Source organism: Gelidibacter algens, from assembly GCF_001678675.1.
GTDB classification, from domain to species: domain Bacteria; phylum Bacteroidota; class Bacteroidia; order Flavobacteriales; family Flavobacteriaceae; genus Gelidibacter; species Gelidibacter algens.
On the sequence record NZ_LZRN01000012.1, the window covers coordinates 98,058 to 111,223 of the forward strand.

General features: G+C 39.1%; 13 protein-coding genes and 1 pseudogene. All 14 read right to left on the reverse strand.

The window, feature by feature from the left end:
• Positions 1 to 94 precede the first annotated feature (94 nt).
• Positions 95 to 1,813 (reverse strand): efflux RND transporter periplasmic adaptor subunit, encoded by a 1,719-nt coding sequence (locus A9996_RS08050; RefSeq protein ID WP_066433028.1) that lies wholly within the window; start codon positions 1,811 to 1,813, stop codon positions 95 to 97.
• 137 nt (positions 1,814 to 1,950) lie between these two features.
• Entirely contained in the window at positions 1,951 to 2,073 is a 123-nt protein-coding gene (locus tag A9996_RS20830; protein WP_262510712.1) for a hypothetical protein, read from the reverse strand.
• A 122-nt stretch (positions 2,074 to 2,195) separates the two neighbouring features.
• Positions 2,196 to 2,687 (reverse strand): DUF305 domain-containing protein, encoded by a 492-nt coding sequence (locus A9996_RS08055; protein ID WP_066433030.1) that lies wholly within the window; start codon positions 2,685 to 2,687, stop codon positions 2,196 to 2,198.
• A gap of 21 nt (positions 2,688 to 2,708) precedes the next feature.
• The gene (locus A9996_RS08060; RefSeq protein WP_066433032.1) at positions 2,709 to 5,456 is read right to left on the reverse strand and encodes a heavy metal translocating P-type ATPase; all 2,748 of its coding nucleotides are present in this window, start codon (positions 5,454 to 5,456) and stop codon (positions 2,709 to 2,711) included.
• A gap of 73 nt (positions 5,457 to 5,529) precedes the next feature.
• Positions 5,530 to 6,087 carry a helix-turn-helix domain-containing protein gene (locus A9996_RS08065; protein ID WP_066433033.1) on the reverse strand — a complete coding sequence of 186 codons (558 nt, stop codon included), beginning with the start codon at positions 6,085 to 6,087 and terminating at the stop codon, positions 5,530 to 5,532.
• Position 6,088: 1 nt separating this feature from the next.
• Positions 6,089 to 6,382, reverse strand: a complete 294-nt coding sequence (locus A9996_RS08070) for a phosphoribosylpyrophosphate synthetase (RefSeq protein WP_066433035.1) — start codon at positions 6,380 to 6,382, stop codon at positions 6,089 to 6,091.
• Between the two features lie 21 nt (positions 6,383 to 6,403).
• Positions 6,404 to 6,859: a heme-binding domain-containing protein gene (locus A9996_RS08075; protein WP_066433037.1), complete on the reverse strand. Its 456-nt coding sequence runs from the start codon at positions 6,857 to 6,859 to the stop codon at positions 6,404 to 6,406.
• Positions 6,860 to 6,928: 69 nt separating this feature from the next.
• Entirely contained in the window at positions 6,929 to 7,588 is a 660-nt protein-coding gene (locus A9996_RS08080; RefSeq protein ID WP_066433039.1) for a DUF3347 domain-containing protein, read from the reverse strand.
• A 54-nt stretch (positions 7,589 to 7,642) separates the two neighbouring features.
• Positions 7,643 to 8,029, reverse strand: coding sequence for a DUF302 domain-containing protein (locus tag A9996_RS08085; RefSeq protein ID WP_066433041.1), 387 nt, complete (start codon positions 8,027 to 8,029; stop codon positions 7,643 to 7,645).
• A 5-nt stretch (positions 8,030 to 8,034) separates the two neighbouring features.
• The gene (locus A9996_RS20515) at positions 8,035 to 8,124 is read right to left on the reverse strand and encodes an SHOCT domain-containing protein (protein ID WP_245905336.1); all 90 of its coding nucleotides are present in this window, start codon (positions 8,122 to 8,124) and stop codon (positions 8,035 to 8,037) included.
• A 122-nt stretch (positions 8,125 to 8,246) separates the two neighbouring features.
• Positions 8,247 to 8,873, reverse strand: a complete 627-nt coding sequence (locus tag A9996_RS08090; RefSeq protein ID WP_066433043.1) for a hypothetical protein — start codon at positions 8,871 to 8,873, stop codon at positions 8,247 to 8,249.
• Between the two features lie 33 nt (positions 8,874 to 8,906).
• Positions 8,907 to 10,220 (reverse strand): APC family permease, encoded by a 1,314-nt coding sequence (locus A9996_RS08095; RefSeq protein WP_066433045.1) that lies wholly within the window; start codon positions 10,218 to 10,220, stop codon positions 8,907 to 8,909.
• A gap of 2 nt (positions 10,221 to 10,222) precedes the next feature.
• Positions 10,223 to 12,706 carry a multicopper oxidase domain-containing protein gene (locus A9996_RS08100; RefSeq protein WP_066433047.1) on the reverse strand — a complete coding sequence of 828 codons (2,484 nt, stop codon included), beginning with the start codon at positions 12,704 to 12,706 and terminating at the stop codon, positions 10,223 to 10,225.
• A 94-nt stretch (positions 12,707 to 12,800) separates the two neighbouring features.
• Positions 12,801 to 13,166 (reverse strand): annotated as a pseudogene (locus A9996_RS08105) (transposase); the annotation flags it as partial.

The window sequence follows — 13,166 nt, forward strand, 5'->3', positions numbered from 1 at the left end:
GTAATGACAGCAAAGCAAAACGCCATAAGTCATACACATTGGGTTTTCCTAGTAGTTGTTTGGTTTTAATTTTAAGATTTCTATTTACTTAATTTTATTTTATCTCCTCAATCACACTTCCGCAAGTCATCATTTGCTCCCCATAATAAGGATTTCGAATGTCTTGTTCAGTGCTTAACCAAACAGCGCCTTTGTTGTTATTTGCCATAGGACATTTCTGAACATAGAGCATCGGGTCAACGCCTCCAACATTCATCGCTATCGGAATTATATTTTCGTTCAGGATTACAAAATGAGCACGCTGGTTTTCAAGCTTGTCATTTATAGCAATGGCATCCAGCATCTCGATGCTTTTAATGATGTGGGATTGTTCCATCTTTCCCAAAGCGTCTATTTCTATGGATTTCAGAGACTTTGATGTCGCTTTCGCAAAAATCGAAACTTGAGCAGCATCACTATCTACAAAGGCATCTTTCATTTGAAGATAGGGACTGAAAACTTTCGTAAAATTCTTCTGGAAGCTGGCTGATAATTCTATTTTCATGTCTGCCATTGGCATAGTCTCTTTACCGGTCTTCCCTTGGTTCATCATTGATTTTTTTCCTTGCAGTTGTGCTGCAGCATCAACCGTGAATGTGCCGTTGGTCACAATCTCATCGCCATTTTGAAGGCCTTGGGTAATCGTGTAAAACTCGCCATTACGATTGCCGATGGTGACTTCTCGCATTTCAAAAACAGGTAAGTTGGGATTTGTTTTTATATAAACTAATGATCGTTCTCCTGTCCACATCACTGCGCTTGCAGGAACGGTAAGCGTTTCCGCAGTAGCTTTCATTGCGCCTTTGAGTTTGCCAGTGACGAACATTCCAGGTTTGAATAAATCTTCGGTATTTTTTAGTGTTGCCCTTACCGTCACGGTGCGCGTTGTACTGTTCAATAAAGGGTCAATAAATGATACGCTCGCATCAAATTCTTTATTGGGATAGGCATTGGCAACTACTTTTATTTTTTGGCCTTCCTTTAAATTTGAAATCTGATTTTCATAAGCGTCAAATTCTGCCCAAACCGAATTCAAGTTACTCACTTTAAGAATGGGCTGCCCTTGTTTTACGTAATCGCCTTCCCTTGCCATGACTTCAGAAACAGTTCCGGAAACCGTGGCATAAATAGGAAAGTTATCGCGCACATTACCAGATGATTCTATGGCGTTGATTTGTTGGTCTGATAGTTTCCAGTTTTTTAGCTTGTTACGTACAGCTTTATACAAAGCAGGTTGCGATTCTTTTAAGGAAGCCGTTGTGAGCAGTTCCTGTTGCGCAGCCACTAAATTGGGCGAATAGATTGTAGCCAGTAGCTGACCCCGATTTATTTGCTGCCCTTCATAATTGACATTCAAGCGCTCAATACGTCCGTCAAAATAGCTAGCTTGGACACTGTTGTTTTCTTCATTGGCTGCAATTTTTCCTGAAAGGGAGATCATGCCATCAGCATCAGAAGCAGCCGCATTACCAACCACGGTGGTTTGAATATTGGCAAGCGCCATGGCGTTTTCGGTCATTTTGATTTCATTCATCGCAAGACCTTCGGCACTAGATTCGGCTGGAATAAGATCCATTCCACAAATAGGGCAATCGCCAGGTTCTGGTTGCATGATTTGTGGATGCATGGAGCAGGTCCACATTTGGATTTGTGTTTCCGACGTATCTGAGACATTTTTGGTGTTTGCAGAACCTTCCGAAGAAGTCCCGAAAAACACGTAGCCTAAGACGAGTCCTGCTATTAATAGTGCGATGTAAATGATGTACTTTTTCATAGTTATACTGTTTTTAAACCTAACAGGTTTTCAAAACCTGTTAGGTTTGTAAGCGACGTTTTTTTGCGCTAGGGATTAGGCATGAATTATGTTTTTTTGATCTCGTGAATTAGTTGTTCAACCTTTTTATCAGAATGTTAGTGCGGATCTGAAGCAGTTTTGGATGACAATAAAGTGGTGCCATTTTTTCCAAATAGGAACCAGCCAAGTAAAATGCCAGCAGCTACCGCAAGTATGACATATACACTATTTTTTATCATAATTCCTATATTTCATTAAAATGACTACACTGCGCTAGGGATTGCAGCGGCATCCTTTTTTTGTTCTTTTTCTGAACAAAAAAAGATATAGCGGAAAGCCCGCTCGAGCGCCCAAATTCAAATTATTCAGTATCTAACCTTTTGATCATTTGCTTCATCTCTTCAATCTCCTTTTTTTGAGCTTTGATGATATCTTCAGCCAATTGCTTTACCTCTGGATCTTGAATATCGGCACGCTCACTGGTTAAAATCGCAATGGAGTGGTGCGGAATCATCGCTTTCATCCACAATACATCCCCAATAATGGGTGCTTGGGCGCGTACTAATCCCAACGCGCTTAAAAAGAGAGCGATACTGCCAACAATAATGGCGATATTCTTCTTTTTATTTTGATACATCCCGCGCATGGCCACATACATAATGATTGCCATTGCAGAAATCCCCAAACAACTCATATAAAATCGGGTCAAACTAAAATACACATGATCGATGGCATAGGTGTTTAAATACATTGTGATGTACATTGCCACAAAGGATGCGGCCAGCATTCCCACAAATTTGGTGTAGTTGTTTTGCTTTTTTGAATCGTGATTCATTTTGCCTGTATTTTCCATTGTTATTGGTTTTGGTTACTATTAGTTTATTTTTTTAGTTTTTAATCTTAACGCATTTGCAATTACAGAAACCGAGCTAAAACTCATTGCCAGCGCTGCTATCATAGGCGATAACAAGATCCCGAAAAATGGGAATAATACGCCTGCTGCGATTGGAACGCCAAGTGTATTATAAATGAGTGCAAAAAATAGATTCTGTTTGATGTTTCTCATGACGGCGTGACTCAAATTTTTTGCTTTTACAATCCCGTGCAAATCGCCTTTGACTAAGGTAATCATGGCGCTTTCAATGGCCACATCGGTTCCTGTTCCCATGGCAATCCCAACATCACTTTTGGCAAGGGCGGGTGCATCGTTGATGCCGTCGCCAGCCATGGCAACTACTTTGCCTTGTTCCTGTAATTTGGTTACTTCTTTGAGTTTGTCTTCGGGTAGCATGCCTGCTTTAAAATCGGCAAGGTTGAGTTCACTAGCCACGGCATGAGCGGTGTCGTGATTGTCTCCCGTTAACATGATGACAGCAATCCCTTTGTCTTGCAGTTCTTTAATCGCTTTGGCACTCGTCTTCTTAATTTTATCGCCTATGACGACATAGCCTGAGACTTCGCCATCGACCGCCAAGTAAGAAACGGTTTTGCCTTGTTTCTGAAAGGATTGTACTTCGGTTTCCATTTCAGTTGAAATAGTGGCTTTTGCATAGGCCATCATTTTGGCATTTCCTAAATCGAGTTTTTTGCCATCCACCGTGCCTTCTACACCTTTACCGGTTACGGCACTGAAGTTTTCGGTTTTTGAAATTTCGGTTTTTTGTGCTTTACCGTATTTGACAGTGGCTTCAGCAAGCGGATGCTCACTGGAACTGTTGAGCGACACGATGAATTTCAGGATTTCGCTTTCGGAAAAATTTGCACCGAAAATGCCTATTTTTTCAACCGTTGGTTTCCCTTCCGTAATGGTTCCCGTTTTATCGATGATGAGGGTGTCTACTTTATCCAATTTCTCAAGGGCTTCGGCATTTTTAATCAATACACCGTTTTGCGCACCTTTACCAACACCAACCATTATTGACATAGGTGTTGCCAATCCCAAAGCACAAGGACAGGCAATAATAAGCACAGCAATAGCATTGACCAAGGCATAAACGTAGGCTGGTTCTGGACCCCAAATTGCCCAAACTGCAAAAGTGATTAATGAAATACCGACGACCACAGGCACAAAATAGCCTGAAACCGTATCTGCCAGTTTTTGAATGGGCGCACGACTGCGGCTCGCGTCATTGACCATGTGTATAATTTGAGAAAGCAAGGTATCGCTCCCCACTTTTTCGGCTTTCATCAAGAATGATTGATTGCCGTTGATGGTGCCGCTGCTTACTTTATCAGCTTCGGCTTTGTCAACGGGAATGGGCTCTCCAGAAATCATGGATTCATCTACGGTGGTATGTCCTTCCGTAATCACACCATCCACAGGGATTTTATCGCCTGGTTTTACCCGTAAAATATCTCCTTTTTGAATCTGATCTATGGAAACTTCTTCTTCGGTGCCATCTACTACTTTAATGGCTTTATTTGGTGCGAGTTTTAGTAATTCTTTTACTGCGGAATTGGTTTTGCTATGGGCACGCGCTTCCAGTACTTGTCCCATCAATACCAAAGTGAGAATTACGGTAGCCGCTTCAAAGTACACGTGAACTGCGCCAGATTCTGTTTTAAATTGTTCTGGAAAAAAATCTGGGAACAACATCCCAAAAACACTGAATAGCCAAGCCACACCTGCACCAATACCAATGAGCGTGAACATGTTGAGGTTCCATGTTTTGATACTGCGATAGGCGCGTTCAAAAAACATCCAGGTGGCGTAGAATACCACAGGAATGGAGAGACCGAATTGAATCCAGTTCCACCATTTCTGTTCCATCAGGTCATATAATGGATTGTTTGGAATCATCTCGCTCATTGCCATCAAGAAAATGGGCAAGGTGAAAGCAACTGCAACCCAGAATTTCTTAAGTAGATTTTTATAGGTTTTTTCTTCGGAAGAACTATCGGGTTGCATCGGAACGAGATCCATCCCGCAAATTGGGCAGGCTCCGGGTTCATCTTCTACGATTTCAGGATGCATGGGGCAGGTCCATTGTTCTGAAGTCGTTGCCGATAGGTTTTGCTCTTCTACCAAATCCATTCCGCATACTGGACAATCGCCAGGTTTGTCGTAGGTTTTGTCGCCTTCGCAGTGCATAGGGCAGTAGAATAGCCCTGACCCCCCAAGGGGACTTTTCTCACTCTTATCTTTGGAATTCTTTGGGCTCCTCCCCTCTGGAAAGGTTGTGAGGGGACTCTTATGAATGCTATAGCTGCCACCATCATCTTTAAGAGCTTTTTGAAATTTTTCAATAGGAATATGTGCTTCCATTTCAATTGTAGTTTCCTCTTTTTCCAGATCAACCATAGCCTTTGAAACGCCTTCAACTTTAGAAAGTATTTTTTCAACGTGGCTTCTGCATCCGTTGCAGGTCATTCCATGTATGTGATAGTTGTGTGTCATCAAGCCTTTTCCTTCTGGCATATGGATACTATACCTACCACCATCATCTTTAAGCGCTTTTTGAAATGTTTCGATAGGAATGTGTGCTTCCATTTCGATTATAGCTTCCGATTTTTCTAAATCTACAGAAGCCTTGGTCACGCCATCTACTTCAGAAAGTGTTTTTTCAACGTGGCTTCTGCATCCGTTGCAGGTCATTCCATGTATGTGATAGGTGTGTTTCATTGGTATTGAAATTATTATTTGTTCAAAAATACTTCTCGTTTATCATATTCATTGGTAGAATTTTGGCTACTATTTACACAATTTGGTCAATGGCCTTTCTGTTCCATTGTTGCAGATTTTTAAATGCCGTCATCGACATGCCTGTGACGTTTTTGAACTGCCTTGCCAAATGACCACTGTTATTGTAATCTAAACTGTAGGCTATTTCAGAAAAATTCAACTGTCCCAACTGTATCAGTTCTTTTACCTTTTCAATTTTTAGATTGATTTCATATTTTTCAATGGTCATCCCTTCCGTTTTACTGAACAGCTTGCTTAAGGCTGAAGCCGATTTGTTAAAGGTCTTAGCTAAAAATGAAGAGAGATTTGCGTTGTCTTGATTTTCAATTTTTTTAATAAGTGCAATCTTTATTTCTTCAATCAATACTTCCGTTTCCTCTTTTATGATTTCAAAGCCGTGTTTCTTAAGTGTCTGTTCTAGTATAGAATTGTCACGAGGGATATTTCCGTTAAGAACTACCTGACCCAATTCAAGCGAATTAACAGTATAACCCAAATTTTTTAGTTCGCCTAATACAGTCGACTTGCAACGGTCGCAGACCATGTTCTTGATGTGAAGGATTTGCGTCATGTTATTTTAATTTTTTTCGCATGGCTTCTGAAATATTTTCAGCATAAACACCATAGGCGTCGACCAAAACACCTTTTACTCCTTTTTTTGAATGTACGGCGTAAAGAATACTGTTGTCGTCGGTACTGCTCATGCCTTCAAACCGAAAGACTTCATCGACTTCAAAATCTTCGGGATGTATTTTTAATTTTAATGAATGGCATTCGATATGTTCATGCTTCAAATTAAAATCATAAGTGTAACCACGTTCTTGCAAACTGTTGATGGCTTCTGAAAGGGTGTCGTAATTTTCCATTTGAAATTTGTTTAAGATTAATTATTCTATAGTATCTATCAAGCTATACATATAATTTTCTAATGTGCTCTTGTCTGAATCACTTAAAATGGCATTCCTATGCATCAATGTGTAAGAGTATAGTGGCATTTCAGCGTCTTTCACTTGATTGATAATAGCCTTTAATTTACTCCTTTTCCTTCTATCTGAAAGCTCATCCCAAGTATTAAAATTCAATTCACCTTTACCATGTTTAACGTGGTCTTCCAAAAACCAAGCTGCAGGCTGTATCTTGTTGTACCAAGGATAACCTGTGTTATTACTGTGACAATCGTAGCAGGATTCTTGTAAAATGGCACTGATATTTTGCGGTGGATTGTTGACCAACAAAAAATCAGTATTTGGTACCACGCTATTTTGATTGCGCTCCGTGGGAAAAAATTGGATGGCCACAAAAGCAAACAAAAATAACCAAGCTATGATTTTAAAAATTTTCATCTTTACTTTGTTAAACCGACAAGGAACCCCGCTGAAGGGCGGGGAACACCTTGCAGGTTTATGTGCTGGTTACATAGTGGATTTGATTTCCTTTTGCACGTTACCACAGGTCATCATTTTGCTTCCATAATATGGGTTTTTAATGTCTTTTTCCATACTCAACCACGCACTGCCTCTATCGTACATTGGGCAAAATTGTTGGTATAAGGTTGCGTCGGTTCCCGTAATTGCTACCATATCCATCATATCTTTACTCAAGGATTTAAAATGCTCGCGTTGGTGGTCCATTTCGCTTTTGCCGATATGTTCGGCATGCTCTTTAGCATCTGTAATGATGTCTTTGAGTTCTTTTTGTTGTTCTGCAGTATAACTGCTAACATCAAAGCCCTTTAACGTGCTTACCATTTTATTTCCTGCTTTTGCAGCGGCATCTTTATTGGTCGCCACCAAAGCATCTTTAACCGCCATATAATCTGCCACTACTTGTTTAGCATCCGTGTTCTGCATATTGGAATCCATCATAGTATTGGAGGTGTCCATAGTGTCATTATTCAACATTGAACTATCGTGATCCATTATTGAATCATTATGATCCATCATTGAATTATCATGTTCCATCATTGAATCATCCTGATGCCCTTCTACTTTTTTAGTATCTCTACAAGACATTGCTGTAAGGCTTAAAAAAGCCATTGTCAAAATTGCTGTTGTTACGCGTACTTTTTTCATACTTTTTTGATTTAAGTTTTGATTATAAATTAGTGTTTATTCATTTTTAAAGCCTTATAATTTTTCAATTACTTTCTCGAGCATTGCCGTTATGTCCTTAGCGATCCCGTTCAGCTTTTCATTTTCCACAGCTTGCATTGATGCCATTGGGCTTACAGCTGCTACCTCAATAACGCCGTCTTCAATTTCCTGCACGATGACATTACAAGGAAGCATTGTCCCAATTTTATCTTCTGCCTGTAGGGCTTTGTATGCATAAGGTGGATTACAGGCACCAAGGATTTTGTACTTCTTGAAATCCACATCAAGTTTCTTTTTCATGGTTTCTTTTATGTCGATTTCTGTGAGTATGCCAAAACCTTCTTCTTTCAATCCTTTTGTGACTTTATCGATTGCCTCTTCAAAAGTGCCTTGGATTTTTTTGTTAAAATAATACTTCATTGTTTTTAATTTTTAGTGTTCAACGTTCGTTTTTGTTCTTCAAATTCTTCTTTGTTTATCTCGCCTTTGGCGAACCGGTTGTCCAGAATATCCATTGGATTTTCTCTCTTCACCCAATACAAGCACAACCGGTATCAGTATCCACCACCACATCATCATAACTTTATTGTTTTAATAGCTAACTAATTGTTTTTTATTTGTAGTTCAGAAGAGGAATTTATTGTCCTTTATTTTTCATTTTCCCTTTCATCTTTTGCATCATTTCAGGATGTTTTTCCATCATTTTCTGCATCATTTCTTGCATCATTTCAGGATTTTCATTCATCATCTGCATCATCTTTTCTTTCATCTCATTGTTCATCATTTTATTGTTGTGGATTGTATCCATCAGCATTTTACGACCCATTTCACTCCCCATCATTTTATCGAGCATTTTTGACTGCATCTGTTGCATCATTTCTGGTTTGTTTTCCATCATCATCTCCATTTTTGATTGCATTTGTTGCATCATTTCCGGGTTTTTTTCCATCATCATCTGCATATGGGATTGCATTTTTTCTTTCATGTCGGGATTTTTCTCCATCATCATTTTCATGTTTCCAGATTCCATCTGTTCCATCTGAGCCTTCATCATTATCTTTTTGGCTTCTTCATTTTTTTGTGCTTCATTGATGAAATTGGTCAATTGGACAGGGTTTGAAATGATTTCTTGATAAATAGCCTTTCTATTTTCTTCTACCTGCAATGTCTCGTTGGCATTGAAGGTTGATTTGCAACTGATCATTGTTCCCACTAATCCAATTGCCATCAAAATTTTTACGGTGGTTGTTCTTGCATTTTTCATATGTATTGATTTTAAATTATTTATATGTATTTTTTATTCTGAATCCTGGTTGTGTTTATCGGTTGTCAAAAACCATCTTTCTCCTGAAAGGATAAGCGTCATGGCCACAAATGCCACGATGATGACTGTGATATCTGAGCTTGCTTTGATCCATAAAAAAGCACATAAAACGATGACGTCTAAAAGTATCGCAATTATGATTATAGCTGAATTGGCCTTGACTTCTTTTCTTAAGTTACGTAATATTCCCCATTGGATACCGATATCCATCACTAAATAAAATATGGCACCTAGAGACGCGATACGGCTTAAATCGAAAAATATAGTGAGTATAATTGCAATAATGGCAACATATACCAACATGTGTTTTTGAACATTCCCAGGCATACCAAAATGTTTGTGCGGAATAAGCTTCATATCCGTTAACATTGCTGTCATTCTTGATACGGCAAAGATGCTGGCTATAATTCCAGATATGGTCGCTACAATGGCTATACCAACAGTGAACCATAATCCGTACTTACCAAAAGCCGGCTTGGAAGCTTCGGCCAATGAATAATCCTTTGCTGCAACAATTTCTGAAATAGTTAAATTTGATGACACTGCAAATGCCACTAATAAATATAGTATAGTACATACTAAAAGTGAAATTATAATTGCCCGCCCCACATTCTTTTTTGGATTTGTAATTTCTCCACCGCTGTTTGTGATTGTGGTAAATCCTTTGTACGCCAAAATAGACAAGGCCAGTGCCCCTAAATAATCTGTGGTCGCATACTCTGTCGAATTACTTAATGTAATAGCCGCCTGAAAATAAAATCCAGCAGCGTAGAGCGCTCCTATGGCAAAAATAGCGATACCTCCAACCTTTATGATAGCCATAACTAATGACGACTTTCCAATAATGTTGTTTCCTGAAATATTAATTAGAAAAGCTCCCACAATAAGAAGTACTCCTAATATGGGAACCCAAACACTATTGTTGCCTACATTAAAGAGCTGCAAGGTATAAGAACCAAAAGTACGGGCGACCAGACTCTCATTGATAATCATTGAAAATGCCATTAAAAGTGCACCCGATGCAGCAACGGTTCCTTTGCCATAAGCTTTGACCAAATACATCGCTATACCGCCAGAGGACGGAAATGCATTTGACAGTTTGATATAACCATAAGCACTAAATCCTGAAATTATCGCTCCAGCAATGAAGGCAAGTGGAAATAAATTGCCAGAGAGTTCAGCAACCTGACCCAATAAGGCAAAAATTCCCGCACCAATCATTACACCAGTACCTAATGCTACAGCTCCTATTAGTGATAGACTGTCCTTTTTATAGTTATTATCCATATTTAAAATCTTACTGATAGTCCACCACCTGCGCCGAAACGGTTATCGTAGCTTGCCATCAATGAAAAGTTTCGCGATAAAAAATATTCTATACCTGCATTCCATACGACTTCGTTTGCGAAATCATCTCCCACAGGAAGGTCATTGACCCAACCAAAATCTACTTGATATTCATAGCTACCGAAAATGGCTGTTCTGGGAAAAATGAGTATTTCTCGGCTCAAACCAATCTGTGGTCGCAGTTTATTATCGATACGCACATCGAGATTAAAGAGATAAGGTGTTAGATATCGAACTCCTACGATAGCCGTTGTTGAAATCTCGTCCAAACTATCCTCCATTTCATTTTCAATATTTACACCACCAAAAATCCTTAAATAATCGTGCAGATAGCGTTCATAGGTAACTTCAGCTTCCAGATTTTGATTCCAGCCATATTCTGCCATAATATTGAACTGGTTACGAATGTTTGAAGCAACAAAATTAAACTCTGTCATATGGGAAGCGGCATCCAACATCGACCACGAATAAAACATATCTGCTTCCTTTACCAATTTTGACACTGGAAATTCTTCCATTCGTGGGTCACGAGGCGTATCATAACTGATTACCCTTGCCATCCCACTCATCATGTGATAGAGAATGTGGCAATGAAAGAACCAATCACCATACTCATTCCCATAAAATTCAATCGTCACTTCCTGCATCGGTGGCACATTTACGGTATGTTTCAAGGGCGAATAGTCGCCGTTTTTGTTGATGACCCTAAAAAAGTGTCCGTGAAGGTGCATTGGGTGGTGCATCATCGTAAGATTGTTTAATGTTATTCGTGTCACCTCCTCATGGTTGATTTTTATTTGGTCGGTTTCCGAAAGTGGCACCCCGTTCATACTCCAGATATAACGAGCCATATTCCCGGTAAGGTTTAACAGGATTTCCTTAACGGGAATAGTTTTGTCATAGGACGTATTTTCAAGCGCTTTAAGATAATCGTAATTATATTCTGAAAACATGCCCATTCCTTTCATCTGCATCGTATCCATACTATCTATTTGTGTAGTAGCAACATTCATCCCTGCTTTGCCTCCAGGCAGGTTTATATTATTATTATTATTATTATTATTATTATTATTATCCATCTTCATTTTGGAATGGTCCATCTTATTGCCCATCATTGAATCCTTTGGCATTTCCATAGTCATCTTTGAATGGTCCATTTTAGAATGGTCCATTTTTTTATTCAACGTTGAATCTTTTGGTATATCCATTTTCATTTTTGAGTGCTTCATTTTGGAATGGTCCATTTTCATTCCATCCATCTGCATTCCATCCATCTGCATTCCATATTCTTTTTTCATCTCAAAACGCTCATCTTTTTTGGGTTGGAATTTTAGGGCGTGCGCACCCATCTTCATCTTCATTTTTGCCATTTGCTGCATCATCTGAATTTTATCAGGTTTGGCAACCACTTCTGCAGGTAGCACATCGCCGTTACCAATAAAAGCAGTGGCTGTACCCGAACCATCTTGTGCCATCGCCCTCAACTCAATCTTGCCGTTCTGTGGAATGGTGACTATAAAATCATAGGTTTCCGCAACAGCTATAAACGTTTTGTTCTTTTGTACAGGTTCAACATTGAGCCCATCGGCAGAAACCAATGTGGGCATTCCGCCACCAAAAGTCATCCAGAATTGCGTAGATGCGGACCCATTTATGATTCGCAACCTCACTTTTTCTCCGGCTTTAAAACTGGGATATTCTGGCTGTTGTTGTCCATTAACCAAAAAGGCTGGGTAATAAATATCTGCTAAGTCAGCGCCTTCCATTCGCTGGCGCCAAAAGTTGAGCTGTGCACCAAATGCACCTCTTGCAATGACCCTATTTAGTGGTGTTGATGTCCCCTTTTTCATTTGGTACCATTCATTGCCACGCTTTAGGTTTCGCAGAACGCTCATTGGTTTTTCATTGGTCCAATCGGAAAGCATTACTACCAAATCTGTATCATAATCCAAGAGCTTCTCTTTAGGCTTAATGACGATGGAACCAAACACACCGCTCTGTTCTTGTAACAATGTGTGGGAATGGTACCAATAGGTGCCTGATTGTTTGATGGGAAATTCATACTTGAAGGTTTTACCTGGTAAGATGGGTGGCGTGGTTAAATACGGAACACCATCATAAAAATTGGGAAGGATAATACCGTGCCAATGGACGGAAGTTTCTACGTCCATTTCATTTTTCACATAAATAACGGCATATTCTCCTTCTGTAAACTCCAAGGTTGGGCCGGGAATTGTACCGTTTACGGTCATTCCCATAACGTCTTTTCCTGCTTTGTTTACCATGTCTTTGTTGATGGTCAATGTGTATTCATGAACTGGCCAATTTTCTTCATTTCCCTCCTGGGATTTCTCATAAAGATTTTGACCAAAAATGGTTTGGCATCCCATTATAATAAGTAGCGCTTTGTATTTTATGTTTTTCATTTCGGATAGTCTTTTAAATTGCAATTTATCTCTTAGACCTAACAGGTTTTCAAAACCTGTTAGGTCTGGGGAAACCTGTTAGGTCCTAATAATTCTATTCTAAACTGATTTCCTGAATAACGTCTACGTTAATATTCTTCGATTTTAAGACATACTTGAAATTATCTACATCATCAAAAAATTGGATAACCTCATCCCTTTTTAATAAAGTTTCTTTTTGGCTAATCAAAGCAGCATACGATGAATATTTATAGGTTCTAAAGTCATCTATTTGATGGTGCGATGCGTTTGTGTTCACATATATAATCAGGTTTAAAAAATATTCCTCTTCGGAAATTTTTATTCTTTTCAAATGTTCTTGAAACAAACTGCCTTTTCTGTTGTATCTTTTGTTAATTGCTTTGGTATAGGCATTTAACATATTTGAAAATGGCTGATGCAAAACTGTTTTTTTTTCCTT

What these genes read in the sequence shown, in the direction of transcription:
- A9996_RS20830 (WP_262510712.1), bottom strand. Translation starts at nt 2,073, where the DNA reads ATGATAAAAAATAGTGTATATGTCATACTTGCGGTAGCTGCTGGCATT.
- A9996_RS08075 (WP_066433037.1), bottom strand. Translation starts at nt 6,859, where the DNA reads ATGAAAATTTTTAAAATCATAGCTTGGTTATTTTTGTTTGCTTTTGTG.
- A9996_RS08090 (WP_066433043.1), bottom strand. Translation starts at nt 8,873, where the DNA reads ATGAAAAATGCAAGAACAACCACCGTAAAAATTTTGATGGCAATTGGA.
- A9996_RS08095 (WP_066433045.1), bottom strand. Translation starts at nt 10,220, where the DNA reads ATGGATAATAACTATAAAAAGGACAGTCTATCACTAATAGGAGCTGTA.
- A9996_RS08085 (WP_066433041.1), bottom strand. Translation starts at nt 8,029, where the DNA reads ATGAAGTATTATTTTAACAAAAAAATCCAAGGCACTTTTGAAGAGGCA.
- A9996_RS08060 (WP_066433032.1), bottom strand. Translation starts at nt 5,456, where the DNA reads ATGAAACACACCTATCACATACATGGAATGACCTGCAACGGATGCAGA.
- A9996_RS08100 (WP_066433047.1), bottom strand. Translation starts at nt 12,706, where the DNA reads ATGAAAAACATAAAATACAAAGCGCTACTTATTATAATGGGATGCCAA.
- A9996_RS08050 (WP_066433028.1), bottom strand. Translation starts at nt 1,813, where the DNA reads ATGAAAAAGTACATCATTTACATCGCACTATTAATAGCAGGACTCGTC.
- A9996_RS08065 (WP_066433033.1), bottom strand. Translation starts at nt 6,087, where the DNA reads ATGACGCAAATCCTTCACATCAAGAACATGGTCTGCGACCGTTGCAAG.
- A9996_RS08055 (WP_066433030.1), bottom strand. Translation starts at nt 2,687, where the DNA reads ATGGAAAATACAGGCAAAATGAATCACGATTCAAAAAAGCAAAACAAC.
- A9996_RS20515 (WP_245905336.1), bottom strand. Translation starts at nt 8,124, where the DNA reads ATGGATATTCTGGACAACCGGTTCGCCAAAGGCGAGATAAACAAAGAA.
- A9996_RS08070 (WP_066433035.1), bottom strand. Translation starts at nt 6,382, where the DNA reads ATGGAAAATTACGACACCCTTTCAGAAGCCATCAACAGTTTGCAAGAA.
- A9996_RS08080 (WP_066433039.1), bottom strand. Translation starts at nt 7,588, where the DNA reads ATGAAAAAAGTACGCGTAACAACAGCAATTTTGACAATGGCTTTTTTA.